The organism is Shinella sp. M31 (genome assembly GCF_049199205.1).
Lineage (GTDB): Bacteria > Pseudomonadota > Alphaproteobacteria > Rhizobiales > Rhizobiaceae > Shinella.
The window spans coordinates 35,235-61,026 of sequence record NZ_JBLZPH010000001.1 but is presented as its reverse complement, the minus strand read 5'-3'; the positions used below and the strand labels follow the sequence as shown (position 1 = coordinate 61,026).

20 protein-coding genes and 3 tRNA genes are annotated in these 25,792 nt (G+C 64.7%); 10 read left to right on the top strand and 13 right to left on the bottom strand.

The genetic code is table 11. The features are described from left to right. Window positions 1-26 precede the first annotated feature (26 nt). Entirely contained in the window at window positions 27-491 is a 465-nt protein-coding gene (locus ACOZKU_RS00280; protein WP_314088207.1) for a MarR family transcriptional regulator, read from the bottom strand. A 258-nt stretch (window positions 492-749) separates the two neighbouring features. Here ACOZKU_RS00280 and ACOZKU_RS00275 point away from each other — a divergent pair, with 258 nt between their 5' ends. From ACOZKU_RS00275 to secD, 4 genes are all read left to right on the top strand, one after another. Further along, the gene (locus ACOZKU_RS00275) at window positions 750-2,018 is read left to right on the top strand and encodes a metallophosphoesterase family protein (protein ID WP_421577162.1); all 1,269 of its coding nucleotides are present in this window, start codon (window positions 750-752) and stop codon (window positions 2,016-2,018) included. After that, window positions 2,018-5,488, top strand: a complete 3,471-nt coding sequence (locus ACOZKU_RS00270; RefSeq protein ID WP_421577161.1) for an AAA family ATPase — start codon at window positions 2,018-2,020, stop codon at window positions 5,486-5,488. The genes ACOZKU_RS00275 and ACOZKU_RS00270 overlap by 1 nt, the downstream gene beginning before the upstream one ends. Before the next feature lie 139 nt (window positions 5,489-5,627). Then, window positions 5,628-6,044, top strand: a complete 417-nt coding sequence (locus ACOZKU_RS00265) for a hypothetical protein (RefSeq protein ID WP_421577160.1) — start codon at window positions 5,628-5,630, stop codon at window positions 6,042-6,044. Window positions 6,045-6,149: 105 nt separating this feature from the next. Next, window positions 6,150-8,678 (top strand): protein translocase subunit SecD, encoded by a 2,529-nt coding sequence (secD, locus tag ACOZKU_RS00260; protein ID WP_421577159.1) that lies wholly within the window; start codon window positions 6,150-6,152, stop codon window positions 8,676-8,678. Window positions 8,679-8,714: 36 nt separating this feature from the next. Here the strand turns inward: secD and ACOZKU_RS00255 are convergent, their stop codons facing one another. The 9 genes from ACOZKU_RS00255 to hutI all read right to left on the bottom strand — a co-directional run bounded on the left by ACOZKU_RS00255 (window position 8,715) and on the right by hutI (window position 19,215). Continuing rightward, window positions 8,715-9,839: an NAD(P)/FAD-dependent oxidoreductase gene (locus tag ACOZKU_RS00255; protein WP_421577158.1), complete on the bottom strand. Its 1,125-nt coding sequence runs from the start codon at window positions 9,837-9,839 to the stop codon at window positions 8,715-8,717. A gap of 79 nt (window positions 9,840-9,918) precedes the next feature. Continuing rightward, a complete protein-coding gene (locus tag ACOZKU_RS00250; protein ID WP_421577157.1) occupies window positions 9,919-10,875 on the bottom strand; it encodes a LysR family transcriptional regulator in 957 nt (318 codons plus the stop codon). Between the two features lie 504 nt (window positions 10,876-11,379). Then, the gene (locus ACOZKU_RS00245) at window positions 11,380-12,156 is read right to left on the bottom strand and encodes a transporter substrate-binding domain-containing protein (RefSeq protein WP_421577156.1); all 777 of its coding nucleotides are present in this window, start codon (window positions 12,154-12,156) and stop codon (window positions 11,380-11,382) included. A 115-nt stretch (window positions 12,157-12,271) separates the two neighbouring features. After that, a complete protein-coding gene (locus ACOZKU_RS00240) occupies window positions 12,272-13,258 on the bottom strand; it encodes an aldo/keto reductase (RefSeq protein WP_421577155.1) in 987 nt (328 codons plus the stop codon). Between the two features lie 84 nt (window positions 13,259-13,342). Then, window positions 13,343-13,921, bottom strand: a complete 579-nt coding sequence (locus ACOZKU_RS00235) for a HutD family protein (RefSeq protein ID WP_421577154.1) — start codon at window positions 13,919-13,921, stop codon at window positions 13,343-13,345. Then, on the bottom strand, window positions 13,921-15,597 hold the full coding sequence (gene hutU, locus ACOZKU_RS00230; protein ID WP_421577153.1) for a urocanate hydratase: 1,677 nt from the start codon (window positions 15,595-15,597) through the stop codon (window positions 13,921-13,923). The genes ACOZKU_RS00235 and hutU overlap by 1 nt, the downstream gene beginning before the upstream one ends. Before the next feature lie 16 nt (window positions 15,598-15,613). Next, window positions 15,614-16,414, bottom strand: coding sequence for an N-formylglutamate deformylase (gene hutG / locus ACOZKU_RS00225; protein WP_421577152.1), 801 nt, complete (start codon window positions 16,412-16,414; stop codon window positions 15,614-15,616). 1 nt (window position 16,415) lies between these two features. Next, on the bottom strand, window positions 16,416-17,951 hold the full coding sequence (hutH, locus tag ACOZKU_RS00220) for a histidine ammonia-lyase (protein WP_421577151.1): 1,536 nt from the start codon (window positions 17,949-17,951) through the stop codon (window positions 16,416-16,418). Between the two features lie 40 nt (window positions 17,952-17,991). Then, complete coding sequence (gene hutI, locus ACOZKU_RS00215) at window positions 17,992-19,215, bottom strand: imidazolonepropionase (protein ID WP_421577150.1); 1,224 nt, start codon at window positions 19,213-19,215, stop codon at window positions 17,992-17,994. A 116-nt stretch (window positions 19,216-19,331) separates the two neighbouring features. Here hutI and ACOZKU_RS00210 point away from each other — a divergent pair, with 116 nt between their 5' ends. Continuing rightward, the gene (locus tag ACOZKU_RS00210; RefSeq protein ID WP_421577149.1) at window positions 19,332-20,678 is read left to right on the top strand and encodes a formimidoylglutamate deiminase; all 1,347 of its coding nucleotides are present in this window, start codon (window positions 19,332-19,334) and stop codon (window positions 20,676-20,678) included. A 91-nt stretch (window positions 20,679-20,769) separates the two neighbouring features. Continuing rightward, the gene (gene hutC / locus ACOZKU_RS00205) at window positions 20,770-21,504 is read left to right on the top strand and encodes a histidine utilization repressor (protein WP_421577164.1); all 735 of its coding nucleotides are present in this window, start codon (window positions 20,770-20,772) and stop codon (window positions 21,502-21,504) included. A 3-nt stretch (window positions 21,505-21,507) separates the two neighbouring features. Here the strand turns inward: hutC and ACOZKU_RS00200 are convergent, their stop codons facing one another. Continuing rightward, window positions 21,508-23,463, bottom strand: coding sequence for a CHASE2 domain-containing protein (locus ACOZKU_RS00200; protein WP_421577148.1), 1,956 nt, complete (start codon window positions 23,461-23,463; stop codon window positions 21,508-21,510). Between the two features lie 172 nt (window positions 23,464-23,635). On the opposite strand from ACOZKU_RS00200, the gene ACOZKU_RS00195 reads away from it, so the two are divergent. Beyond that, complete coding sequence (locus ACOZKU_RS00195) at window positions 23,636-24,178, top strand: Pycsar system effector family protein (RefSeq protein ID WP_421577147.1); 543 nt, start codon at window positions 23,636-23,638, stop codon at window positions 24,176-24,178. A 25-nt stretch (window positions 24,179-24,203) separates the two neighbouring features. On the opposite strand, the gene ACOZKU_RS00190 is transcribed toward ACOZKU_RS00195, so the two are convergent. Continuing rightward, complete coding sequence (locus ACOZKU_RS00190; RefSeq protein ID WP_421577146.1) at window positions 24,204-24,638, bottom strand: pyridoxamine 5'-phosphate oxidase family protein; 435 nt, start codon at window positions 24,636-24,638, stop codon at window positions 24,204-24,206. Between the two features lie 284 nt (window positions 24,639-24,922). Between ACOZKU_RS00190 and ACOZKU_RS00185 the strand changes: the two genes are divergently transcribed. Next, window positions 24,923-25,159, top strand: a complete 237-nt coding sequence (locus ACOZKU_RS00185) for a hypothetical protein (RefSeq protein ID WP_421577145.1) — start codon at window positions 24,923-24,925, stop codon at window positions 25,157-25,159. A 74-nt stretch (window positions 25,160-25,233) separates the two neighbouring features. Here the strand turns inward: ACOZKU_RS00185 and ACOZKU_RS00180 are convergent. Further along, window positions 25,234-25,309, bottom strand: a tRNA-Val gene (locus tag ACOZKU_RS00180). Window positions 25,310-25,550: 241 nt separating this feature from the next. Between ACOZKU_RS00180 and ACOZKU_RS00175 the strand changes: the two genes are divergently transcribed. Then, window positions 25,551-25,627, top strand: a tRNA-Asp gene (locus ACOZKU_RS00175). A gap of 47 nt (window positions 25,628-25,674) precedes the next feature. Further along, window positions 25,675-25,751 (top strand) — tRNA-Asp (locus tag ACOZKU_RS00170). Window positions 25,752-25,792: the final 41 nt, after the last annotated feature.

The following is a 25,792-nucleotide window of genomic DNA, read 5'->3' as shown; positions in this document are numbered from 1 at the left end:
CCTTTTCGATTGTCATACTGTTCAAACTAGCTCACGGCTTGCAGTGAACGCACGGGCGCCACACCGGCATTGCCCTCGTCCTTGTCGCGTTCCCGTTGCAGCTCTTCGGTCTTCTCGCTGAGACAGCGGATGATTTCCTTCATGTGCTGCTTCTGATCTTCGGTCAGAACGGCGAAGATCGCTTCGATCGTCTTGTGTTGCGGCTGCTGGGCGGCCGAAATGACGGTCCGGCCCATATCCGTGATCGAGACGATCTTGGCACGGCGGTCCTTCGGATCGGGATCGCGCTTGACCAGCTTGTCGCGTTCAAGACCATCGATCGCTTCCGTCACCGTACGAGGTGCGAAACCAAGGGCGCAGGCAATATCGGTCGACCGCTGGGGGCCCTGGCATTCTAGAAGAAGCAGGAACTTGCTGCGGGCGAGCGACACACCTTCGTCCATCATGCACTCGTTCACCAGGCGGCTCACCTGATGGTAGAGTTTGAACATGCCTTGGGAGATTTCTATCGTGCTACTCATGAGGTGGAATATAGGTATTATGAGGGACCATGTCAAATGATCACGAAGTTTTTCGGATAATTTGATCATAGATATTGAACGATCGCTGTAAATGCGAACGGTCATGCCGCCAGCATTATTCTCGATTTTTCGACGCCCTTTTCAGGGTGGGGTGATTTCCCCCTGCATAAAGGTCCCCTTTGGCCTGCAAGCATTGACCCGGAAGAGGGGGGAGGCGATTGTCCGGCCATGCCTTTCCGCTTCATTCACACCGCAGACCTGCATCTCGATTCGCCGCTTTCGTCGCTGGCGCTGCGCAATGCCGAGCTCGGCGACCTCGTGCGCGGCGCGACGCGCAAGGCGCTCTCACGCATCGTCGACCTTGCCATCGGTGAGGCGGTGGATGCGGTCCTGATCGCCGGCGATCTCTATGACGGCGCGCAGACCTCGATGGCCACCGCGCTCTTTCTGATGGGGGAAATGCGGCGGCTGGATGCGGCGGGTATCCGTGTCTTCCTCATCCGCGGCAACCACGATGCCCAGTCGCAGATCACCCGCGAACTGACCTTTCCGCCCAACGTGCATCTCTTCGACGGACGCGGCAAACCGGTCAAGGCTGGTGCGCTGGCAAACGGCCGGGAAATCCATGTGCATGGTGTCAGCTTCGCCCAGCCGCATGCCCCGACTTCGCTGTTGCCGACCTTTCGCGCACCCGTCGCCGATGCCGTGAATATCGGCATGCTGCATACGAGCCTTGCCGGCGGCAGCCGTCACGATCCCTATGCACCGACAAGCGTCGCGGAACTGGCCGCCCACGGTTTCCACTATTGGGCGCTCGGCCACATCCACCAGCGGCGCGTGCATCACGAGCAGCCGTGGATCGTCATGCCCGGCAATCCGCAGGGCCGCGATATCAACGAAGGGGGTGGCAAGGGCGTCACGCTCGCCACGATCGGCGAGGATGGCATCATCATCTGCGAGGAGCGTCCCGTCGCCGTCGCGGTGTTCGAGCGGCTGTCCGTCGATCTTTCCGGCATCGATGACTGGCCCGGCATGCTCGATTGCACGGAAGCAACGCTCGCCAAGGCCCGCGAGGCAGCCAATGGCGCCCATCTCGTCGCGCGCCTTGCCATGACGGGAGCAACCCCGCTCGCCTGGCGTTTGCGACGCGATGAAGACCTGTTGCTCGGCGAGGTGCAGAACCTTGCGGCCTCGCTCGGCGAATGCTGGATCGAGGCCGTGGAGCTTGCCGTGTCCGCGCCGCTTGCCGGTGCCGGTGTCGATGCGGGGCCGATTACCGAACTCGCCCGGCTGATGCGCGAGGATGTCGTGACGACCGATGCCTATCGCGCGGAACTGCGCGAGACGCTGGCGGATGTGCTGCGCCAGCTGCCCAAGGAGGCGCGCAGCCTGCTGGCGGGCGACGAGGCGGCGGAGGAGGCTTTGCTTACCGACCTCGCGCTGGAGGGATCGGATGCCGTATTGGCGCGCCTCGGCAGCGAAGGCGAGAGGGCCTGATGCGTCTCGACCGCCTCGATCTCACCCGCTACGGCAAGTTCACCGAGCGCAGCCTCGATTTTGGCGCGGCGCAACCCGGCAAGCCGGATTTCCACCTCGTCTACGGCCCCAACGAGGCCGGCAAGTCGACGCTGTTTTCCGCCTATCTCGACGTGCTCTTCGGCATTGAGCGCACCAGCGCCTATGGCTTCCTGCATCCTTATCCACTGATGCGTGTCGGTTGCCGCTTCTCCGTCGGCACGGAGCATCACGAAGCCTATCGCCTGAAGCGCAATCAGGCCTCGTTGGTCACCGCCGACGACCGGCCCTTGCCGGATACGCTCTTCGCCGCCGTGCTCGGCGGCATGGACCGCAATGCCTATCGCACGATGTTTTCGCTCGATGACGAAAGCATCGAAAAGGGCGGCGAGGACATTCTGAAGAGCGAGGGCGAACTCGGTGCCATGCTGTTTTCCGCCAGCTCCGGCCTCTCCGACATGGCGTCCAGCCTTGCCGCGCTGAAGGCTGAGGCCGACGAATTCTACCGTCCCGCCGGCCGCCGGCATGGGCTCTCCGCCTTGAAAGCCGAAATCGAGGCGCTCGCCGCCGAGCGCAAGGCGCTCGACATCGCGGCGCGCGACTACGGCATTCTGGTGCGCGAACGCGATGCCGCCGCCGGGCACCACGAGGCGGTGACCGCGGCCCGTCTTGCCGCACGCGCCGCCCTCCAGCAGGCCGAACGCTGCCTGACCGCGCTGCCCTCTCTCGCGCGCCTGCGGGCGCTGCGCATGGAACTCGGCGCTTTCGAGCTCGGCGAGACGCCGCCCGCAACCTGGCGCGGGCTGACGGGCGAGCTCGCCCGCGAGGAGGCGGAAATCGCGGCCCGCGCGGCGCGTATGCTTGGTGAGCGCGAGCGCTGCATGGCCGAACAGGCCGGGCTTGCGCAGGACGACGCGGTTTTCGCCGTTGAGGCGGACCTTGCGGCACTCTCCGGCTCTGCGCTGGAGGCGCGGTTCCGCACAGCCACGCTGGACCTTGCCTCCCGCATCGCCGACCGCGACAGGCTCGCCATGACGATTGCGGCAAACATCCAGGCCTTGGACCTTCCGGCGCAGACGGATCCCGCCGATATAGTGCTGCCCGGCGGTCTTGCCGAGCGCCTGACCGGCCTGCTTTCCCGGCGTGCGGCGCTCGCCGAGCGTTACGAGATTGCGCGTCGCGAGTTGAGGGACGCGGAAGAGACGCGGGAGGCCGCGCGCCAGAAAGCGGAAGCTTTTGCCGGGGTGGAGGCGGGCAGCGACGACGAAACGCAATCCGCGCTCTCCGCTGCCCTGCGTGCTGCCCGCTCGGGTGATCTTCCCGCGCGCCTGCGTGAAAGCCGCCGCCTCGTCGCGCTGGCACGGCGGGAGGCGGATACAGCAAGGACGCAACTTGCACCATGGTCCGGCACGGATGCCGCGCTGCAAGGCATGGCCGTGCCGACCGCATCGGTGCTGGAAGACCTGCACCGGCGGCAGGAGACTGCGGCGGAGGCGCTTCGCCGGCATAGTGAGCAGATTATGACGGCCGAACGCGAGGCCATTTCCTCGAAGGCCATGCTGGCTGCGCTGGTGGCGGCAACGGGGGCGGCGGGCGACGAGCAGGCCGGCCAGCTCCGCGCCCTGCGCGATGCGGCCTGGCAGGCCCATCTCGCCCGTCTAGACCGCGAGACGGCCGCCGCTTTCGAGGCTCGGATGCAGGACGACGACCGCGCCAGCGAGGCACGGCTGCGCAATGCCGACCGCCTGTCCGAAAACCGCCTGCTGGAGCGCTCCGTTGCCGAAGGAGCCACCCGGCTCGAAATGCTTATGCGCGAAACGGTGCGGTTCGAGCAGGCCGTGGCGAAAGCCGAGGGCGAGGTTGCTGCATGCGTCGCAAGCGCAGGCCTTCCGGCTGGTTGGACGCTTCAGGATCTGTCCGCCTGGCTGGAGCGGCGTGCGCTCGCACTGGAGAAGGCTGCGGCGCTGGACCGTCTGATGGTCGACGCCGGACTTGTCGAGAACGAAGCCCGCGATATCTCGGCCCGCCTTGCGCACTTCCTGCCGGATGGCGCGACGGAGGACACGAGCTTTGAGGAAATGCTGTTCCTCGCCGAGGACAGGCAGGACGCCCTGAAAGCGGCGCAGACGCAACGGCTGACGGCAATCGAGCGGCTTGATCGCGCGACGGCGGACGTCGAGGCGCGGGGCAGGGCAGCCAGGGAGGCGGAGGCTGCCGATGCTGCCTGGCTGGAAGCTTGGCAACAGTCGATCGCCGGCACGTGGCTGGCGACGGAGGCCGCTCCCGCTGAGCCGGAGCGCGTCGCCGCTCTGCTGCCCGGAATGCAGGCTTTGGCACAGAATGTCGAGCGTCGCGCCGAATTCGATCACCGTATCGCGGCGATGCAACGGGACCAACAGGATTACGGTAATCACGCACGCCGGCTTGCCGAAACGCTTTCGCATCCCTTCGACGCGGACGATCCGCTCGCCGCCGTCGCTGCCATCAACCGCCGCCTTGCCGAAGCCAAGACGGTACGCGACCGGGCGAACGCCATCGATGACATGCTGGTCAGATTGGACGACGAGGAGAGGGCGCTCGACGAGCGCCGCGCCGTGCTGAGCGCGCGGCTTGGCGAAATCTTCGCCTTTCTCGGCTGCGACAGCCTCGCCGAAGCCGAAGTCCTGCTCGAGGCCCACCGGCAGCGCGACGATCTTCGCAGCCGCATCTCGGAGGTCGGGCGTGATCTCGTTCAGCAGATGCGCGCCGGCACGATAGACGAAGCGGAAGCGCTTCTGGCTGTTGTCGACGAAACCCAGCTTGTGGCGGAGAAGGTTGATCTCGCCGCGCGGCTCGATGATCTCGACAGGCAGGTCGAGGAGCAGCATGTCGCGCGGGCGCGGGCCGAGGAAGCCCTGGCAAAAGTCGCCGGCAGCGATGCGGCGGCGGTGCTGGAGGAGCGGCGGCGCACGGCCCTGGTGGATCTCGCGGAAAAATCGCGGCGCTACATGGCGACGCGGGCCGGCATTCTGGCGGCCGAGCAGGCGTTGCGGCTATACCGCGAGCGCCATCGCAGCGCCATGATGGAGCGGGCGTCGAAAACCTTCCGCGATATCACCGGCGGCGAATATGCCGGCCTTTCGACGGTGCTGGAGAAAGAGGGCGAATTCCTCGTCGCCAATGCGGCCTCCGGCGCCTCGAAACTGGCGAAGGACCTCTCCAAAGGCACGCGCTTCCAGCTCTATCTCGCCCTGCGCGTCGCGGGCTATCACGAGATCGCCGCCAGCCGCGAGATCGTGCCCTTCATCGCCGACGATATCATGGAGACCTTCGACGACGGCCGCGCCCTCAATGCGCTCAGGGTGATGGGCGGCATGGCGACGGGCGGGCAGGTGATCTACCTCACGCATCACCAGCATCTCTGCGATCTCGCCCGCCAGGCCTGCCCCGACGTGACGATCCATCATCTCTGAGGGCTGAAACGTCAGGCATGGCAAGGAACCGTTAACCCCTGAACTTGACTTGGCAGGGCGTAAATGGTTCTTGGCGCACCATCGGCATTGCTGCGAACCCGCTTCGCGCCATGCCCCGCCTTCGAAGAAACGGACGGGAATGACAGGCAGAACCGGTAAAGAGGCAAGGATGTGGGAGCGGGGTTTTGCACCCGCCAGCTTCCTCGTGCTGCTCTTCACCGTGTTCCTCTCGCAGTTTTCGCTGCCGGGAGACGCTCCGCGTCATCCCCAGCGCACGGCCGCCGAGGGCGGTGTCGCGCCGTCGCCGCTCTCTGCGGCGGGTGACGAACTGTGGTTTCCGGCCAATGGCCATGCCGAACGGCGGATCGCCAAGGCGAAGACCGGCCTCCCGGAAGGCGAGGGTGCCGGCAAGGCGCTTGTTCCCGGCGTCGGCCTTCTGCTCTACCCGTTCGAAGTTGCCTCGAATGTCGCCGCCGTCCTTGTCGATGATAGCGCACCCGCGACGGGTCGCCCCGCATCTTTCCGCAGCCGCGCGCCTCCGGTCTTTGCTGCCTGAGGCCTTGTGGTGCCGATGCGCGCGCCATCTGATTGAAATTCCCGATCCCATGGAGGGCGCCGGCTTGTGGTCGCGCCTTTCCCGCAGTTGAAATGGAACGACCCCATGAAAACCTCCAAATGGGCATTGTTTGTCTCCGCCGCCATCATCCTGTTCGGGATGCTCGCGGCCGTGCCGAACGTGCTGACGCCTGAGCAGCAGGCGAAATACGGGCGGTATCTACCCGCCAACCCCGTCACCCTCGGTCTCGACCTGAAGGGCGGCTCGCACCTCGTGCTCGAAGTGGATTCCGCAGCATTGCGCAAGGCGCGCATGGATTCGTTGTTGAACGACACGCGCGCCATCCTGCGCACCGCCGGCGAGCGTGCCTCGGCCGCTCGTCTCAACGGCACGACCCTGACGATCACGCTGCCCGACCAGGCCGCACTCGACAAGGTCCTGCCGGAGGTGCGCAAGCTTGCCGCGCCGACCTCGACGCTCGGCTTCGGCGGCGGTTCTTCCGATATCGACGTCGCTAACACCGACCTCGTGATCAATGTCACGCTGACGGAAGCCGGCATCAACGAGCGCATGTCGGCCGCCGTCGAGCAGAGCCTTGAAATCATCCGTCGCCGTGTCGACCAGGTCGGCGTTGCCGAACCGCTCATCCAGCGCGTCGGCGGCGACCGCATCCTTGTGCAGCTGCCGGGCCTTCAGGACCCGACACGCCTGCGCCAGCTGCTCGGCTCGACCGCACAGATGAGCTTCCACATGGTCGACCAGACCGTGGATCCGAACGGCGTCGCGCCGCGCGGGGTGCTCATCCTGCCCGGCGCCAACGACAACAACAAATATGCCGTCGAAGAGCGCGTCGCGATCTCGGGCGACCGTCTGGCGGATGCCAAGGCCGGCTTCGACCAGCGCACGAGCGAGCCGATCGTCTCGTTCAGCTTCGATTCGACCGGCGCACGCCAGTTCGCTGAAATCACGCAGGCCAATGTCGGCAAGCCTTTCGCCATCGTTCTCGACGGCAAGGTGCTGACCGCGCCCGTCATCCGCGAGCCGATCATCGGCGGCCAGGGCCAGATCTCCGGCAACTTCAACCCGCAGGAAGCGACCGTTCTTTCGGCGCTCTTGCGCTCCGGTGCCCTGCCGGCCCCGCTCACCATCATCGAAGAGCGCACCGTCGGTCCGAACCTCGGCTCCGACTCGATCCGCATGGGCCTCTATACCGGTCTCGCCGGCCTTGCCGCCGTCGTGGTGATGATGCAGGTGCTCTACGGCTCCTGGGGTCTTATCGCCAATCTCGGCCTCGTTCTGCACACGATCCTGACGATCGGCCTACTCGGCATTCTCGGCTCGACGCTGACGCTGCCCGGCATCGCCGGTATCATCCTCGGCATAGGCATGGCCGTGGACGCCAACATCCTCATCAACGCCCGTATCCGGGAAGAGACGGCGGGCGGGGCAGGCGCCATGAAGGCGCTCGATGTCGGCTTCAACAAGGCCTATGCCACCATCGTCGACGGCAACATGACGACCATGGTCGGCATGATTCTGCTCTTCATGTTCGGCTCCGGCCCGGTGCGCGGCTTCGCGATCACCATGATCATCGGTCTTGCGATCTCGATGTTCACCTCCATCACGTTCGTGCGCTTCCTGATGCGCGAAGTGGTCAGCCGCCGGAAGATGAAGAAGATCGATATCCATTCGATGTTCGGCCAGGTTTGGGCCATTCCGACCTTCTCCTTCATGCGCGGCCGCTACATCGCCATCGCCATGTCGGCCTTCATCTCGACGAGCTCGATCATCCTGTTCTTCACGCCGGGCCTCAACTACGGCATCGACTTCGTCGGCGGTATCCAGGTGGAGGCGACGTCCAAGACGCCGATCAACCTCGCGCCGCTGCGCGAGAAGATGGAAGGCCTGAACCTCGGCGAAGTGGCGCTGCAGGAATTCGGCCAGGGCACGTCTGTGCTCGTGCGCGTCCAGCGCCAGCCGGGCGGCGAAGAGGTGCAGACCGCAGCGCTCCAGAAGATCCGCGACGGCGTTGCCGAAGTGATCCCGGATGCGAGCTTCGAGCGCACGGAAGTGGTCGGCCCGACGGTTTCCACCGAGCTTGCCCGTTCCGGCTTCCTGGCCGTCGGCCTCGGCATGCTGGCGATCCTGATCTACATCTGGTGGCGCTTCGAGTGGCACTTCGCCGTGGGCGCCATTGCGACGCTGATCCTGGATATCACCAAGATGATCGGCTTCTTCTCGCTGATGCAGATCGACTTCAACCTGACGGCCATCGCCGCCGTGCTGACGCTGATCGGCTACTCGGTCAACGACAAGGTGGTTGTTTACGACCGCATGCGCGAGAACATGCGCAAGTACAAGTCGATGCCGTTCTCGGACCTGATCGACCTGTCGATCAACCAGGTGGTCATGCGATGCATCTTCACCTCGCTCGCCGTCGCGGTCTCGCTGCTGCCGATGGCGATCTGGGGTGGCGATACGGTAAAACCGTTCGCCTGGCCGATGCTGTTCGGCGTCATCGTCGCGACGACCTCGTCGATCTATATCGGCGGCCCGATCCTGCTGTTCCTCAACCGGTATTGGAAGGATCGCAGCGCAACGCGGCCGGCCGGTACGCCGGCGGCGGAAGCCTAAAACCAGAACGGGCGCCCTTGTGGCGCCCGTTTCGTTTCAGGGGAAGCGTGCGGGACTGAAGGTGTCAGCTCCGATACCCTCGCGGGCCAGCGGCTCGGGCACCGGGCTTTGCGTCAGAAGGGCGGCGGCGAGGCTGCCGAGGGCGGGCGAGGTGAGGATGCCGTAGCCGCCCTGGCCGGCGAGCCAGAAGAAATTTTCGGCATCTTTGGCCGGGCCGATGACGGGCAGGCGATCCGCGGAAAAACTGCGTAGGCCGGCCCAGCTCTTGAAGATGCGGCGCACATTGAGCGTCGTTGCCTCCTCGACATAGTGGGCGGCATAGGCGACGTCGAGCTCCTCCGGCTGCACGTCGGCGGCTTCGCACGGCGTGGCATCGGCAGGCGAGGCGAGCAGACGGCCACCCTCCGGCTTGAAGTAGAAGATTTCCTCCACCTCGTTGATCTCGGGCAGACGGCTGGCGTCGATGCCCTCGGGCAGGTCGACGGTGATGGCAGTGCGCCGGTGCGGCACGATCCCCATGGGAGTGATGCCGCAGAGCTCGGCGACCGTATCCGCCCAGCCACCGGCGGCATTCACCACCGTACCGGCCGCGATCGTCTCCTCGTTCGTCTCGATGAGCCATCGATCCCCGACACGGCGGGAACCGGTCAGCTGCCGCTTTTCGAGAATTTGCGCACCGTGGCGGCGGGCATGGCGGGCATAGGATTGCAGCAGGGCGTCCACCTCGATGTCCCAGTAGTCGGGGTCGAAATAGGCGGCTGCGGCATAGGTGGGCTTCAACATCGGCGCACGGCCCAGCATTGCGGCCTCATCCAGCCATTCGACGGCGATGCCGAGCGCCTTTGCCTGCTCAAACCGCTCGCGCACCAGTGTCGCCTTGTCCTCGATGCCGAGGATGATGCTGCCGCGTTCGATAAGCAGCGGCACATCGGCAAAGCCGGCGGGCGGTTCCATCAGGAAGGCGTGGCTAGCGCGGGCAAGCGCATTCACCAGCGGCGCATTGTCACGCAAGGTAAACTCCGCCGCCGAACGGCCGGTGCTGTGATAGCCGAGCGCATCTTCCCGCTCCAGCACCACGACCGAGCGATGCGGGCTCAGGAAATAGGCGAGCGAGATACCGGCAATGCCGCCGCCGATGATCGCGATGTCGAAAGTCTGCATGGCCCCCTCCGGTGTCTTGAAGGAATAGGCCTAAGCAAGCCGTCGGCATTTTTCAAATTTATAGCAATGACGGCCGATATCAGTTCGATTGATGTGGCTCGCCCCAGCGCCACGGCGGCACGTCCGCGATATGGGTGAGGAAGGCGCGCTCCGCCGGATTGAGCGCGGAGCCGGGATTGGTGATGCGGAAGGTTTCCGTTACTGGCAGGTCGTCATAGGGTGGCAATTGCCAGAGTTCCCCGGCGGCCAGCGCAGCCCCGGTCAGATGCGCCGGCAGCATGCCGATGCCGGCATTGGCGACGACGAGGCGCAGCACCTCCTCGACATTGAAGGCGAGCGCGCGGACCTGCTGGCCAAAGGAGCCGACCGCGCGCACCGCCGTCACCGGCCCCATATGCGGCCCGCCCAGTACATCGGCGAGGAAGCTGACATAGGGCTCGCCGCGCAGGTCTTCCAACTTGGCGTCCAGCACGCCGAATAGCCGGTGTGCGCGGCCGCAATAGAGCGCATAGCGCTCGTAGCAAAAGGGGATCTTCTCCAGACCTTCCGGGATGATGCCGTCGGACAGGCCGAGCGTCGCGACGCCGCGCTCGACGGAGCGGATGACATCCGTCGTCGTCTCGACGGTCACGCCCACGGTGACGCGCGGATGCAGCCGGAAGAAATCGGCGATCGCCCGGTCCCATTCCGGGTTCATGGCGTGGCTGACGGCATGGATGGTGATGTGGCCGGAGACGTCCTCGCCGGAGGGCTCCATGGCCTCCGGCAGGCGCACGATGGCGGAAAAAATATCGTGGCAGAGTGCATGCAGCCGCTCGCCGGCTTCGGTGAGCTCGAAACGGCCGGGGCTGCGGTCGATCAGCTTGTGGCCGACGGATTGCTCCAGCCGCTTCAGCGCCATGCTGACGGCGGGCTGCTGCAGAAGCAGGCGGTTTGCCGCGCGGGTGATCGAGCCTTCCTCCACCAGGACGACAAAGGTTCGCAGCAGGTTCCAGTCGAGGTTGTGGGCAAAGCGTTCGAGGCGATTTATCGGCATGCGTGTAGTTAGGATGACAGCGCAATGAGAGGCAAGCGGCGCCTGCTTTGTGCGGTCAAGAATGTGATCGGTAACCTCGTTTTTTGGCGGAACCAACTCCGTTTCCGGCGCATTGGGCACCCGGAAAGAAGGGGAGATGCCATATGTGGGAACGGTTTAGCACCAGCGGGCTCGCGGGGTCCTATGTCGACGATCTCCGGGCGGCGGGCGTCGAAGCCCGTATGGATTTCCGGCCGAGACGCGTGCTCGATCCATTTCCGTTTCTCGTCAGTCCCTTGGAAGAGGTGGAGAATTTCCCGAGGCGGTCTGAGCAGGCGGCTTGGTGTGCGTTCAGAAATGAAACAGGCGACCGAAGCCGCCTGACCTGAAGACAAACATCGCCCCCCGCTGCCATCGCCACGCGGCACCCGCGAAGGCGGATGGTCGAGTCAAGCCCGACCATGACGGAGGAGAGGGAGCAGACTTCGCAAGAGAACCCGGGCGGGCCAAGCCGCCCCAAAGCTCTTACTTCATCGTGTAGATATCGATCGAGAAGTATTTGTCGTTGATCTTCTTGTAGGTGCCGTCCTCGCGGATTTCCTTCAGCGCGGCGTTCAGCTTTTCACGCAGGTCGTTGTCTTCCTGGCGCACCGCAATGCCCACGCCTTCACCGACGAATTTCTTGTCGGTGATCGGTTCGCCGATCAGTTCGCAGCAAGCCTTGCCGTCGTCATTCTTGGTGACCCAGTCGAGAAGCGGGATCATGTCGCCGACCTGCAGGTCGAGACGGCCGTTCGCCATGTCGAGGTTCACCTCGTCTTGCGTCGGATAGAGCTTGATGTCGGCGTCCGGATAGACCGCGGCGGCATAGTCGGCCTGCGTCGTGCCGCCCTGGGCGCCGATCGTCTTGCCCTTCATGCCTTCATTGGTGAAATCCGTAATGTCGGAATTCTTCGGCGCGGCATGGGTCATGGCGGCGAGATAGTAGGGGTCGGTGAAGTTGACCTGCTTCTTGCGCTCTTCGGTGATGAACATCGACGCGATGATCATGTCGTATTTCTTGGCGAGAAGGCCCGGAATGATGCCGTCCCAATCCTGGCCGACGACTTCGCATTCCACCTTCATCTTCTCGCAGAGCGCAAGGCCGATCTCGACGTCGAAGCCACCGAGCTTGCCGTTGGAATCCTGGAAGTTGAAGGGCGGGTAGGCGCCTTCCGTGCCGATCTTCAGCGTCTCGGCGGAAGCGGCTGCGGAAAGGAGGGTGGAGCCTGCCAGTGCCAGTGCGAGCAGCATTTTCTTCATGGTCGTTCCCCTGTTGTTGTCGTGACCGATGGAGAACGGTAGCGCGAGGCTGCGCATAAACGAAATAGATAGACCTGATGTCGGCTATCATTTCCGTTTATGCGCTCGCTTTGATTTACCAGCGATGCTGAACGTGCGGCGCGACGAGCCGGTAGTAGATCTCGCGCGTGGCCTCCATGACGTCTCCCGGGATCGCGGGCAGGCCGGCCGCCTTGGCATTGGCCTCGGCCTGCTCAGCATTGCGCGCACCGGGAATGACGACGGAGACGGCGTCCGCCATCAGGATCCAGCGCAGCGCGAAGGCGGCCATGGTCTGGCTTGCCGGCACCAGCGCGCGGATTTCCTCGACGGCTTGCAGGCCGGTCTCGAAGGGCACGCCGGCAAAGGTCTCGCCGACATCGAAGGCATCGCCGTTGCGGTTGAAGTTGCGGTGGTCATCGGCGGCAAAGGCCGTCTCGCGCGTGATCTTTCCGGAGAGCAGGCCGCTTGCCAGCGGCACGCGGGCGATGACGGCGACCTGGCGGCGGGCGGCCTCCTTGAAGAACAGCGCCGCCGGGCGCTGGCGGAAGATGTTGTAGATGATCTGCACGCTGACGACGCCGGGATATTCGATGGCCTTCAACGCTTCCTCGACCTTCTCGACGCTGACGCCGTAATTGGCGATCTTGCCGGCGGCCTTGATCTCGTCCAGCGCCTGGAAGACCTCGGGGCGATAATAGACGTCGGTCGGCGGGCAATGCAGCTGCACGAGATCGAGGCGATCGACTCCGAGGTTTTCCAGGCTGCGATCGATGAAGCCTTCGAGATTGGCCTTGGTATAGCCGTCGGCGACATGCGGCGAGAGCCGGCGGCCGGCCTTGGTGGCGACCATCGGGCGCTGGCCGCCGCGATCCTTCAGCACATCGGCGATGATCTTTTCCGAACGGCCGTCGCCATAGACGTCGGCGGTATCGATGAAGCTCATGCCGGCATCGAGCGCGGCATTGAGGGCAGCGCGGCCATCGGCCTCGCTGACGTCACCCCAGGCGCCGCCGATCTGCCAGGCGCCGAAACCGATATCCGTGGTGGTGAAACCCGTGCGGCCGAATTTGCGATGTCTCATGAAAATGTCTCCCGGCAAAAATGGATGTGCCGGGAGGTAGCACTCCGCAGGGGGGCGGACAAGGAAATCGCTTGCGCCGATGGCTCAGGCCGGAGTGATTTCTACCAGATAGAAGGCCGTCGTCTCGCCAGCGGCCAGCACGTCGGCTTTCTCCGAACCGTGGAGCACCAGGGCATCGAGCGGCTGGAGGCCGATCAGGCCTTCCGCCGTGGAAACACCGAGCGGTTCGAGCGCCAGCAGCAGGCGTTCGCCTGACGATGCCGGAAGCGTCGTCGAGCCCGTGACGACGTGATGCGTGAGCGTGTGGCCGAAGACACCGCGCCGCGTCATCGCGTTGAGATCGGTGATCGGCCCGCCGGTCAGGCGCGCTGAGGTAGGCGCATCGGCGGGGAAGGGCAGCGGCATGGAGACCGGCGTCAGCAGCCGGTCGCCAAGCCCTTCGATGGAAAGGCCCATCCCGTCGCCGGAAAGCACGGCCAGCGTGCGGTCGATGCCGGGAAAGACCGAGAACGGTCCGTCGCTCGCCACCGTCGCCATCGAGACGCGCCAGCCGAAATCCGAAAGGCTTGCGCCTTCCGGATGCACGATCACCTCGACCGTCTCGCCACCGCCGTTCTTCCACGGCATGCGGCGATGGTCGGCGTTGCGAAGGAGCTTCGCCATCAGTTGCCGAGGATGCCCGGCAGGCGCAGGCCCTTTTCGCGGGCGCAATCGAGAGCGATGTCATAGCCCGCATCGGCATGGCGCATGACGCCCGTCGCCGGGTCGTTCCACAGCACGCGGCTGAGGCGCTCGGCCGCCGCATCCGTGCCATCGGCGCAGATGACGACGCCCGAATGCTGCGAGAAGCCCATGCCGACGCCGCCGCCGTGGTGGAGCGACACCCAGGTCGCGCCGGATGCGGTGTTGAGCAGCGCGTTGAGCAGCGGCCAGTCGGACACGGCGTCCGAACCGTCCTTCATCGATTCCGTCTCGCGGTTCGGCGAGGCGACTGAGCCCGAATCGAGGTGGTCGCGGCCGATGACGATCGGGGCCTTGAGTTCGCCGTTCCTGACCATCTCGTTGAAGGCGAGGCCGAGGCGATGACGATCACCGAGGCCGACCCAGCAAATGCGCGCCGGCAGGCCCTGGAAGGCGATGCGTTCGGCGGCCATGTCGAGCCAGTTGTGCAGGTGCTTGTTGTCGGGCAGCAGCTCCTTGACCTTGGCGTCGGTCTTGCGGATGTCCTCCGGATCGCCGGACAGGGCCGCCCAGCGGAACGGGCCGATGCCGCGGCAGAACAGCGGACGGATATAGGCCGGCACGAAGCCGGGGAAGGCGAAGGCGTTTTCGAGGCCTTCTTCCTTGGCGACCTGGCGGATGTTGTTGCCGTAGTCGAAGGTCGGGATGCCCATGTCCTGGAAGGCGATCATGGCTTCGACATGCTCGCGCATGGAGGCGCGGGCGGCCTTTTCGACGGCCTTCGGGTCGCTTTCGCGCTTGGCCTTCCATTCGGCCATCGTCCAGCCCTTGGGCAGGTAGCCGTTGATCGGGTCGTGGGCGGAGGTCTGGTCGGTGACCATGTCGGGGCGGATGCCGCGGCGGACCATTTCCGGCAGGATTTCGGCGGCGTTGCCGAGCAGGCCGACGGACTTGGCTTCACCGGCCTTGGTCCAGCGGTCGATCATCGCCAGCGCTTCGTCGAGCGTTTCGGCCTTTTCGTCGATGTAGCGGGTGCGCAGGCGGAATTCGATTGAGTCGGGATTGCACTCGACGGCAAGGCAGGAGGCACCGGCCATGACGGCGGCGAGCGGCTGGGCGCCGCCCATGCCGCCGAGGCCGCCGGTCAGGATCCACTTGCCCTTGAGGTCGCCGTTGTAGTGCTGGCGGCCGGCTTCCACGAAGGTTTCGTAGGTGCCCTGCACGATACCCTGCGAGCCGATATAGATCCACGAGCCGGCCGTCATCTGGCCGTACATGGCAAGACCCTTCTTATCCAGCTCGTTGAAATGATCCCACGTCGCCCAGTGCGGCACGAGGTTGGAATTGGCGATCAGGACGCGCGGGGCGTCCTTGTGCGTACGGAAGATGCCGACCGGCTTGCCGGACTGCACGATCAGCGTCTCGTTTTCTTCGAGATCGCGCAGCGATGCGACGATCTTGTCGAAATCGGCCCAGGTGCGGGCGGCGCGGCCGATGCCGCCATAGACCACCAGTTCATGCGGGTTTTCCGCAACATCAGGGTCCAGGTTGTTCATCAGCATGCGCAGCGGCGCTTCGGTCATCCAGCTCTTGGCGGTCAGTTCGGTGCCGGTGGCGGCGCGCACGTCGCGGATGTTGTGGCGAGGATTGGCGGTCATTGGCTGTTCTCCCGGTTCAGCGTGTCAGGGTGGAGGCAAGCGCCTCGATGCGTTGCAGGATGTCTTTGAGAGGGACGCGGAGCTTTTCGGCCTTCGCCGCGTCGAGATCGAAGGGCGGAACCTCCGTGGCAAGGTGGCTGACCTGTGCAAGCTCCATCTGGATCGCGTGCACACCGGTTTCCGGCTTGCCATAGTGGCGCGTCGTCCAGCCGCCCTTGAAGCGGCCGTTGAGGATGCTGGTGTACCCTTCGGCCGAAGCGCAGACCTCGTAGGTCGCCGTTTCGATCGCCGTGTCGCAGGTTCGCCCCATATCGGTGCCGACGTTGAAATCCGGCAGGCGGCCTTCGAACAGGAAGGGGATCCGCGAGCGGATCGAGTGGCAATCGTAGAGGATCGCCACGCCGTGGATCGCCTTCACGCGCTCGATTTCGGCGGCCAGCGCCGCGTGGTAGGGCGCGTGGAAACTGGCGAGCCGATAGGCGATATCGGCTTCGGTCGGCGCCTCGCCGTCCTTCCAGATCGGCGTGCCGTCGAAATCCGTTTCCGGAACGAGGCCCGTCGTGTTCTGGCCGGGATAGAGGCTGACGCCGGCTGGATCCCGGTTGGCGTCGATGACATAGCGGTGGAACGTGGCGCGCACGGTCGTCGCGTTCGCCAGCAAGCCGTCGTAAAGGCGTTCGATATGCCAGTCCGTATCGGCGAGGATACGGCCGTTGTCGTTCAGGCGCGCCCAGATATCGGCCGGGACATCCGTGCCGGTATGCGGGAAGGCCAGAATGACGGGCGAGGTGCCCTGATGGGTCTCGAAGACCGCCACCTTACGCTCCCAAAACCGGCAGGATGCCCTTGGAGACGGACGCGGCCAGCGCACCCGAGGTGACGAACGTGCCGGCGCTCGCGAGGTCCGGCGCCATGTAGCGGTCTTCCTCGAGCGTGGCGACGACGGTGCGCAGCGCCGCGATGACCTTCTGCAGCTCCGGGCTGGTGGTAAGCGGCGCGCGGAACTCGATGCCCTGAGCGGCGGCAAGCGCCTCGATGCCGACGATGGCGGAGAGATTTTCCGTCATGCGCAGCAGGCGGCGGGCGCCGTGGCAGGCCATGGAAACGTGGTCTTCCTGGTTGGCGGAGGTCGGCGTCGAGTCGACCGAGGCCGGATGCGCCATCTGCTTGTTTTCGCTCATCAGCGCGGCCGAGGTGACTTCCGCGATCATCAGGCCGGAATTGAGCCCCGGCTTCTTGGCGAGGAAGGCCGGCAGGCCGAAGGACAGGGCGGGATCGACGAGCAGCGCGATGCGACGCTGGGCGATGGCACCGACTTCGCAGACGGCGATGGCGATCTGGTCGGCCGCGAAGGCGACGGGCTCGGCGTGGAAGTTGCCGCCCGAGACGACGCTGTTGTCGGAGAGGACCAGCGGGTTGTCGGTGACGGCATTGGCTTCGATTTCCAGCGTGCGGGCGGCCGAGCGCAGGAGATCGAGGCAGGCACCGTCGACCTGCGGCTGGCAGCGGATGCAATAGGGATCCTGCACGCGCTCGTCGCCGGTGATGTGGCTATCGCGGATGACGGAGCCGGAAAGCAGCGCACGCAGTGCGGCGGCGGCGTCGATCTGGCCCTGATGGCCGCGCAGCGTATGGATATCGGGATGGAACGGTGCGGACGATCCCATCGCGGCATCCGTGGAGAGCGCGCCGGTGACGAGGGCGGCCTGGGCGGCGCGGTGGGCGCGGAACAGGCCGGCCAGCGCCAGCGCGGTGGAGACCTGCGTGCCGTTGATGAGGGCAAGGCCCTCCTTGGCGGCGAGAACGACGGGCTTCAGGCCGGCTTTGGCGAGGGCTTCGCCGCCGGAGAGGCGTTCGCCGGCATAGAAAGCTTCGCCTTCGCCGAGCATCGCCGCTGCCATATGGGCGAGCGGTGCGAGGTCGCCGGAGGCGCCGACGGAGCCCTGCTCGGGAATGACCGGAATGACGCCCTTGGCCTGCATGGCCTCTAGAAGACGGACAATCTCCATGCGCACGCCGGAAGCGCCGCGGCCGAGAGAGATCAGCTTCAGCGCCATGATGAGGCGCACGATGTTTTCCGACAGCGGCTTTCCGACGCCGCAGCAATGCGACAGGATCAGGTTCCGCTGGAGCGTAGCGACATCGCCCGGTGCGATCTTGATGGAGGCGAGTTTGCCGAAGCCGGTGTTGATGCCATATACCGGCGCGTCGCCGGCGGCGATTTCGGCGATGCGGGCGGCGGCCTTTTCGATGCCGGCGTCGAAAGACGCGTCAAGCCTGGTGGCTTCGCCGGTCCAGTAGATGGTCTCAAGCGTTTTCAGGGGCACGGAGCCCGGGTGAAGCGTGATGGTCATGTTTATTTCCCGATGCAGCGCGCGGCTGCGCAAAGAGTGATCAATGTCCGCTGCGGATACGGGCAAACATGGGGTTGAAGCCCATGCGATAGACCAGTTCCGCCGGCCGGCCGATGTCCCAAAGGACGAAGTCGGCCCACTTTCCAGCCTCCAGCGTCCCCACCTCATCGACCAGGCCGAGCGCGCGCGCGGCTTCGCGCGTCGTGCCGGCGATGCATTCCTCGACGGTCATGCCGAAGAGGGTTGCGGCCATGTTCATGGTGAGGAGGAGGGAGGTCAACGGCGAGGTGCCGGGATTGCTGTCGGTGGCGACGGCCATCTTGACGCCGTGCTTGCGGAAAAGATCGATCGGCGGCTTCTTGGTTTCGCGGATGAAGTAGAAGGCGCCGGGCAGGATGACGGCGACGGTGCCGGCTTTCGCCATGGCGGCAGCACCGGCATCGTCGGTATATTCGAGGTGATCGGCCGAAAGCGCACCGTAATCGGCGGCAAGCGCTGCGCCATGCAGGTTGGAAAGCTGGTCAGCATGCAGTTTCACCGGCAGGCCATGCGCCTTGGCGGCATCGAAGACCCGCTTCATTTCATCGGTCGAGAAGGCAATGCCCTCGCAGAAGCCGTCGACGGCGTCGGCAAGACCCTCGGCGGCGACGGCCGGCAGCATCTCGTTCACGACCTTGTCGATATAGGCCGCCTTGTCGCCCTTCATTTCCGGCGGCAGCGCATGCGCCCCGAGGAAGGTGGTGCGCACGGTGATGTCGCGCTCGTCGGCCACGCGGCGGGCGGCGCGCAGCGATTTCACCTCGTTTTCCGTGTCGAGGCCGTAGCCGGATTTCAGCTCGACCGTCGTCACGCCTTCGGCGATCAGCGCGTCGAGGCGAGGCAGCGTCTGGCGCACGAGGTCGTCTATGCTCGCTTCACGTAATGCTTTGACGGAAGAGACGATGCCGCCGCCGGCCCGCGCGATCTCCTCGTAGGAGGCACCGGCAAGGCGCAGCTCGAATTCATGGGCGCGGTCGCCGGCATGGACGAGGTGGGTGTGGCAGTCGACGAGGCCCGGGGTGATCCAGCGGCCTTCGCAATCCACACTTTCGGCCGTGGAAAATTCGGCGGGCAAGTCGGCTTCCGGTCCGGCATAGGCGATGCGACCGTCCACCACGGCAATCGCGCCATTCTCGACGATACCGAGACCCGGCAGGCTTTCCTTGAGCGTCGCGAGCCGTGCATTGCGCCAGACGCGGGCCGTGTCCTTTTCCGTTGCCGTCATGGTGATTGCCTCTTCCCTGTGATGAATATAATGTATATACATAATCACAAGGGACGCAAGAGCCATTTTACCGGTTCGGCGTCAGGCAGGTACAATCGGGAAGGGAGGGACGGGCAATGGCCGTCATTCATGCAAGGCAGGCGCTGCTCGCCAATGGCTGGGCGAAGGACGTGCGGATCACCGTCCAAAGCGGTCGAATCGCATCCGTCGAGATCGGTGCTTCATCCGTGGAGGGAGACGAGCGCCACGACACCATCGTCGCGGGCATGCCGAACCTGCACAGCCACGCCTTCCAGCGCGGCATGGCGGGCCTTGCGGAAATGCGCGGCCCCGGCAGCGATTCGTTCTGGAGCTGGCGCACCGTCATGTACCGCTTCGCACTGTCCATGACGCCCGACGACGTCGAGGCCGTTGCCGGACAGCTCTATGTCGAAATGCTGGAGGCCGGTTTCACCCGCGTCGGCGAGTTCCACTATCTGCATCACGACAAGGACGGCGGATACTATGGCGATATCGCCGAGATGGCCGCGCGCATTGCGTCCGCTGCGTCCGCGACGGGTATCGCGCTGACGCTGCTGCCGGTCTTCTACGCCCATGCCGGGTTCGGCGGCACGGCGCCGGGCGAGGGGCAGCGCCGTTTCATCAACGACCGCCAATCCTACGGTCGCCTGCTGGAGCGCTGCCGGGCGCTGACCAATGCACTGCCCGAAGGCATCACGGGTGTCGCGCCGCACAGCCTGCGCGCCGTCACACCGGAGGAGCTGACCGACGTCGTCGCCATGGCCGGCGACACGCCTGTCCATATCCACATTTCCGAACAGGTGAAGGAAGTGGAGGACAGCATCGCCTGGTCCGGCCGCCGTCCGGTGGAATGGCTGCTGGACAACCAGAAGGTCGACGGCCGCTGGTGCTTCATCCACGCCACGCACATGACGGAAGCCGAGACGCGCGGCATGGCAAAAGCCGGTGCCATTGCCGGCCTTTGCCCGATCACAGAAGCCAATTTGGGTGACGGCACCTTCCCGGCGACCGACTTCTTCGCCGCCGGCGGCCGCTACGGCGTCGGCTCGGATTCGAATGTGCTGATCGGCCTGCCGGATGAACTGCGCCAGCTCGAATATTCGCAGCGCCTCTTCCACCGCGCCCGCAACGTGCTGGCCGCACCCGGCGGCTCGACTGGCCGTGCTCTATTTGACGGTGCGCTGATCGGCGGTGCCGCCGCCCTCGGCGCCGAATCGGGCATCGCGGCGGGCAAGGCCGCCGATTTCGTCAGCGTGAAGACCCGCCACGGTCTCGATCTCGACGGCGATGCGCTGCTCGACGGCTGGATCTTTGCCAATGGCGCCGAGGTCGATTGCGTCTGGGTCCATGGCCGCAAGCAGGTCGAGGGCGGCCGCCATGTGGCGCGCGAGGCGATCGGCCGGCGTTTCACCGCGAGCATGCGGGCGCTGGGCGAGGCTTGAGCCCGCCTTGAAAGGCGTTATGACTTTGCCACCGGGCGATTCCGCGCCCGGCAAGCCGGAGGCGACCATTTCCACCGACGAGGACAAAAACGTGGTCGAGGCCAAGGAGCCCTCGCTGCACCGCCGCATCCTGGAGGATGTGGAGGGCAAGATCCTGTCGGGCGAGTGGCCGCCGGGCCACCGCATTCCCTTCGAGCACGAGCTGACCGAGCAATATCAGTGCTCGCGTATGACGGTGAACAAGGCGATCACCGAACTCGTCAAGCGTGGCTTGATCGAGCGCCGTCGCAAATCCGGCAGCTATGTCACGCATCCGCACGCCCAGTCCGCCGTGCTGGAAATCCACGATATTCGGCTCGAGGTCGAATCGCTGGGCTTGCCCTATCGCTATGAGCGGCGCGCGCGGCTGAGCCGGGCCGCCAAGGCGGCCGACCGCCGTCTGATGGAACTCGCCGAACAGGCCCGCCTCGTCGAGATTTCCGCCCTGCATTATGCCGGCGCCCATCCCTTCTGCCTGGAGGAGCGCCTCATCAACCTCGCTGCGGTGCCGGAAGCGGCAAACGAGAGCTTCGAAGCCACGGCGCCGGGAGCATGGCTGATCAGCCAGGTGCCGTGGAGTGCCGCCGAACATCGCATCCGCGCCGTCGGCGCCGATACCCGCACCGCCGAGCTTCTGGCGATCGCACCCGGCACGCCCTGCCTCGTCGTCGAGCGCCGCACCTGGAGCGGCGGCGTCTATATCACCCATGTGCGGCTGACCTATCCTGGCGAAAAACACGAACTTGTCGCCGAATTCGCCCCAAGCCATCCCAAGCAGACTGTCTGATCCTCACGCGCCGCCGGCGAATTGCGCCGCGCGGATCGTCTCATAGTAGGGCGCGAGCACGGGGCTTGCCTCCGCAAGCGCATCGAAGGTCGCGTCGTCGGCCGTCAGGCGACCGGCATATTTATCCGCGATAAAGCGGGCATGGGTGGCTTTCGCCGCATCCGGCAGGCTGCGCACAGCGGTGAAGACGGGTGCTGCGGCGGTCCGGCCTTTCACAGTGATGCGGTCGAGTTCGAGCACGGCAAAGTGCTCGTCGGCGAGCTCCGCCGTGCGTTCGCCGAGAAGCAGCGGCACGCCGTAGGTTTTTGACGCACCCTCGAGGCGGGAGGCGAGGTTGACCGCGTCGCCCAGCACCGAATAGTCGAAGCGCTGCGAGGAGCCCATATTGCCGACCACACAGTCGCCCGTATTGATGCCGATGCCGATGCGCAGCCTGTGATAGGGCGTCCCGGCAGACTCCGCTTCCGCGCGAAGTTCGGCATTGAGCGTTGCCATCGCATCCAGCATGTCGAGCGCCGCGGCCACGGCATGGCGGGCATGTTCGCCGTCGTCGAGCGGCGCGTTCCAGAAGGCCATCAGGCAATCGCCGATATATTTATCGATCGTGCCCCCATGCTTCAGCACGATATCGGAAAGCGGGGTGAGCAGCCGGTTGATCAGCGTCGTCAGCTGCTCCGGATCGTCCTTCAGCGCCTCCGCGATGGTGGTGAAGCCGCGCACGTCGCAAAACAGGATCGAGAGCGTGCGCCGCTCGCCGCCGAGCTTCAGCTGTGACGGATCGCGCGCCAGCCGTTCGACGAGGGCGGGCGAAAGATATTGCGAGAAGGCGCGCACGATCTCGCGTCGCTGCCGCCGTTCCTCCGCATAATCGAAGGCGGTCTGCCCGATGGCCACGAAAAGCAGCGCAAGTGTCGGCCCGACGGGAGAAATGAAGAGGTTCGCCTCGCGGACAAGCATGAAGCTGAGGAAGCCGATGAGCAGCGTGGCGAAAAGGCTGAGTGCCGCCGTCTCCCAGCGCGTCGCGCGGCGCACGAAGAGCGCCGAGAGCAAGGCGGCAAGGGCGATCGCTGCAATCGCCAAAGGCGTACCGGCCTGCCGGATGGCTGCGCCCGCCGTCAGGTTGTCGAAGATCGTCGCCTGGATTTCCGCGCCCGGCACAAGCCGGCCGGTATGCACCGTGTAGGAGGTGGCGAAGGCGTCCGCACCGCCCGAATTGATCGCAGGCGCGTTTTGCAGGCTGAGCCCGACGATTACCACGCGGCCTTTGAATGTGTCCTTCGGCAACATGTTTTCAGGGTCGAGCGCCTGGTAATAGGAGACCGTGGGATAGCTGCGCGAAGGCCCGAAGGATTGCAGCAGCCCATCGGGCGACACGGCCTTGCGGCCGGCAACGCGGGCAAGCGACATCGCAAAGCCATCCGCATAATGCGGCAAGTCCCGGAAAACCCCGTCGCCACCGAGCGCGATGGAGGCGATGCCGGTCACGGCGCCCGCTTCGGTGAAGGCCGGCAGCGGCGTCGTGCGCAGCAGCTGGTCTGCCTGTGGCGTGACGATCATGCTCTCGTCCCCCGCCAGAACGACATCCGGGCCGAGTGCCTTGGCCAGTGCCGCATCGGAGGCCGGGTTGGAAGGCTCCGCGAAGATGATGTCGAGGCCGATGGCGGCGGCACCGGCCTTGCGCAGGCTTTCGATGAGGCGGGCATGCAACTCGCGCGGCCAGGGCCATTGCGCGTTAATCTCGGCCAGCGACGGCTCGTCGATCGCCACGATGATCGGGCTGTCCGCGGGCGGGCTCGGGGTGTCGATCGTCGAGAGATAGTCGAAAGCACGCAGATCTGCGAGCGACCAGCCGGGCAGCTGCGCCAGCGCCGAAATAAAGGCAACGACGGCAAAGGTCAGCAGCGCCAGACGCTTCGAGCGCCGCGACCAGAGGCCGGGGTGGCGAAAAGCGCGGCTCATCCGGCGCTCCCGACCGGGCAATCGAGAAGTGCAGTGAAGAATGGGCCGAGGCAGGGTGGGCGATTGTGCATGACCGCCAGCACTCGTTATCCCCCCGAAAAAGTCAAGCCGGACCGCATTGCATTCCGGGGGCGCTTCGCTATCACGTTCGGACAAGGCGAAGGACGAAGACATGGCAAGACCCGATGAACGCGCAGCAATCCTCCAGCCGGTGCTCGATGGCACCGAAGGCATAGCGCTCGAACATTTCGACCATATCCGCCGCGTCAACGATGTCTTCTACGATCAGGTAAAGCTTTCCGACCAGAAGGCCGCCTATATCTTCACCTTCATGCTGGCGCTGCTGGTGACCTCGACGGAAAGCCGCGCCGTCTTCACCTGGTCGCGTTATGTCGAGGGCGACTGGACGTCGGACATCTTCTCCGGTCTTTTGGCGCTTGCGCTGGTCTTTTCCATCGTCTCGGCGATCCTCGTCGTGCTGCCGCGCCGCGTCGATAATTCCACGTCGCTGTTCTGGGGCGCCTGGCCGCACCATCGCGAGGACTTTCGCAAGGCCGCACGCGCCCGCGACATCGACTATCTCTTCGAGCAATATATGCAGAACGCCGATGCGATGGCCTCGATCGCCCGCGAAAAATATCGTTTCGTCGGCTTCGCGTTCCGAGGCCTTCTGCTGACCGTGCTGGCCTATGTGGCGCTTTTGGCGACGCGGTAAACGCCTCGCTCCCGGCCTCCCGCTGTCAAAGCGTAAGCGTGCCGTTCTCCTCACCATCCCAGTACTGCACGCGCTTGCCGCGCACCTGGATGAGGACGAGACCGGGCGTATCCACGCCCTTCGTGAACCAGCGGTCTAGATCGGGAACCCAATGGTCTTCGAACTGGGCCTTGTCCTTGCTGATGCGTGCCTCGCCCTCGATGGAAATGAAAATCCCGGGCTTGCCGAGCAGGCTCGGCGGCTCCGTGAAGGCCAGCGTGACCTGCGGATCGCGGGCGATGTCGGCGACCTTGCGGGTGTCTTCAAAGGAGAAGAACCAGGAATCACCGTCATAATCGACATCGCCATTGTTGCTCATAGGGCGGTTCGTGATGACGGACGATCCGCCATGCGTCGACATCATGCAGAAGTCGATCTTCTTCAGTTTTCGCGCAATTTCGGGGAGTGTCATCGAAGACATGAGGCGTTACCTTTTGAAAGGGCTGCGTGGTGAGGCGGGCCGGACAGGTGGGGCGCTCGGCTGCCGCTTCGTTGGCCATGGTGAGAAACCGGAAAAACCACCATGTTCGCCATCCCTGTCGCGTCCGGTTGACACGGTCCGCACTCGACAGGGGAATGTGGTTCGATGGTGAAGGTTCCCTGGCGCCGTGCAAATGGCGCGCTTACACTCGGTTAACCAAGGAGTGCTGGAAACCGGAACTTCGCAATTTGCCGCGAATTGCTCCGCGACAGGAGGTAAAGACGATGACGAAGCGATTCGACGAACTCTACATCCCGCGCGGTGAACATCGGGAAGTCGTGTCCTTTTATAAAAAGGTCGTGGTGCACCTGTACCGCAAACTTCAGGAGATGAGGGATGAGGCACGCGAACAGGCACCACATCACGGCGCCGTTATCGGTCCGCCAATGCGAAAGGCAAAGCCGCAGCCCGAATTCGGCAATGTCGTGAGGATCAATTTCGGCCCGCGCGGCCCGGCATAAAGCACTATCGGCAGATAGTTCTGGGCGCTTTGCACAGAGCGTAATCTAAGGGATGCAAAATAAGCGGGAAGAAATGGTGGGCGATGAGAGACTCGAACTCCCGACATCCTCGGTGTAAACGAGGCGCTCTACCAACTGAGCTAATCGCCCGCCGCGTTGGTGGCTGTGATCTATGCGGAACCGGATTGAACCGCAAGAGGCAATCGTAAAGTTTTTTGCATTTTTTTGAACGCCCCCATGGAGATGCAGAAGGGTGTGGAAACATTTCGCACCGCGTCATTGTTTTGTCTTGAAACCTGCTTGACACCCAAACACGAACCCCGTAGTTAGCCGCTCATCGAACGGCGCAGGCCGCTCGGGACGGGTGTTTCGCCCGGACGCTTTCGAGGATGCGGGTGTAGCTCAGTCGGTTAGAGTGCCGGCCTGTCACGCCGGAGGTCGCGGGTTCGAGCCCCGTCACTCGCGCCACTCGAAAGGCCCAGGAAACATTCGGGACCGGAAGGTCCACAAGATGCGCGGGTGTAGCTCAGTCGGTTAGAGTGCCGGCCTGTCACGCCGGAGGTCGCGGGTTCGAGCCCCGTCACTCGCGCCATTCTTTCTTCTCCTCCAAGCAATTGCATGATTTTCCTCGCG

What these genes read in the sequence shown, in the direction of transcription:
- ACOZKU_RS00280 (WP_314088207.1), bottom strand. Translation starts at nt 491, where the DNA reads ATGTTCAAACTCTACCATCAGGTGAGCCGCCTGGTGAACGAGTGCATG.
- ACOZKU_RS00275 (WP_421577162.1), top strand. Translation starts at nt 750, where the DNA reads ATGCCTTTCCGCTTCATTCACACCGCAGACCTGCATCTCGATTCGCCG.
- ACOZKU_RS00270 (WP_421577161.1), top strand. Translation starts at nt 2,018, where the DNA reads ATGCGTCTCGACCGCCTCGATCTCACCCGCTACGGCAAGTTCACCGAG.
- ACOZKU_RS00265 (WP_421577160.1), top strand. Translation starts at nt 5,628, where the DNA reads ATGACAGGCAGAACCGGTAAAGAGGCAAGGATGTGGGAGCGGGGTTTT.
- secD (WP_421577159.1), top strand. Translation starts at nt 6,150, where the DNA reads ATGAAAACCTCCAAATGGGCATTGTTTGTCTCCGCCGCCATCATCCTG.
- ACOZKU_RS00255 (WP_421577158.1), bottom strand. Translation starts at nt 9,839, where the DNA reads ATGCAGACTTTCGACATCGCGATCATCGGCGGCGGCATTGCCGGTATC.
- ACOZKU_RS00250 (WP_421577157.1), bottom strand. Translation starts at nt 10,875, where the DNA reads ATGCCGATAAATCGCCTCGAACGCTTTGCCCACAACCTCGACTGGAAC.
- ACOZKU_RS00245 (WP_421577156.1), bottom strand. Translation starts at nt 12,156, where the DNA reads ATGAAGAAAATGCTGCTCGCACTGGCACTGGCAGGCTCCACCCTCCTT.
- ACOZKU_RS00240 (WP_421577155.1), bottom strand. Translation starts at nt 13,258, where the DNA reads ATGAGACATCGCAAATTCGGCCGCACGGGTTTCACCACCACGGATATC.
- ACOZKU_RS00235 (WP_421577154.1), bottom strand. Translation starts at nt 13,921, where the DNA reads ATGGCGAAGCTCCTTCGCAACGCCGACCATCGCCGCATGCCGTGGAAG.
- hutU (WP_421577153.1), bottom strand. Translation starts at nt 15,597, where the DNA reads ATGACCGCCAATCCTCGCCACAACATCCGCGACGTGCGCGCCGCCACC.
- hutH (WP_421577151.1), bottom strand. Translation starts at nt 17,951, where the DNA reads ATGACCATCACGCTTCACCCGGGCTCCGTGCCCCTGAAAACGCTTGAG.
- hutI (WP_421577150.1), bottom strand. Translation starts at nt 19,215, where the DNA reads ATGACGGCAACGGAAAAGGACACGGCCCGCGTCTGGCGCAATGCACGG.
- ACOZKU_RS00210 (WP_421577149.1), top strand. Translation starts at nt 19,332, where the DNA reads ATGGCCGTCATTCATGCAAGGCAGGCGCTGCTCGCCAATGGCTGGGCG.
- ACOZKU_RS00200 (WP_421577148.1), bottom strand. Translation starts at nt 23,463, where the DNA reads ATGAGCCGCGCTTTTCGCCACCCCGGCCTCTGGTCGCGGCGCTCGAAG.
- ACOZKU_RS00195 (WP_421577147.1), top strand. Translation starts at nt 23,636, where the DNA reads ATGGCAAGACCCGATGAACGCGCAGCAATCCTCCAGCCGGTGCTCGAT.
- ACOZKU_RS00190 (WP_421577146.1), bottom strand. Translation starts at nt 24,638, where the DNA reads ATGTCTTCGATGACACTCCCCGAAATTGCGCGAAAACTGAAGAAGATC.
- ACOZKU_RS00185 (WP_421577145.1), top strand. Translation starts at nt 24,923, where the DNA reads ATGACGAAGCGATTCGACGAACTCTACATCCCGCGCGGTGAACATCGG.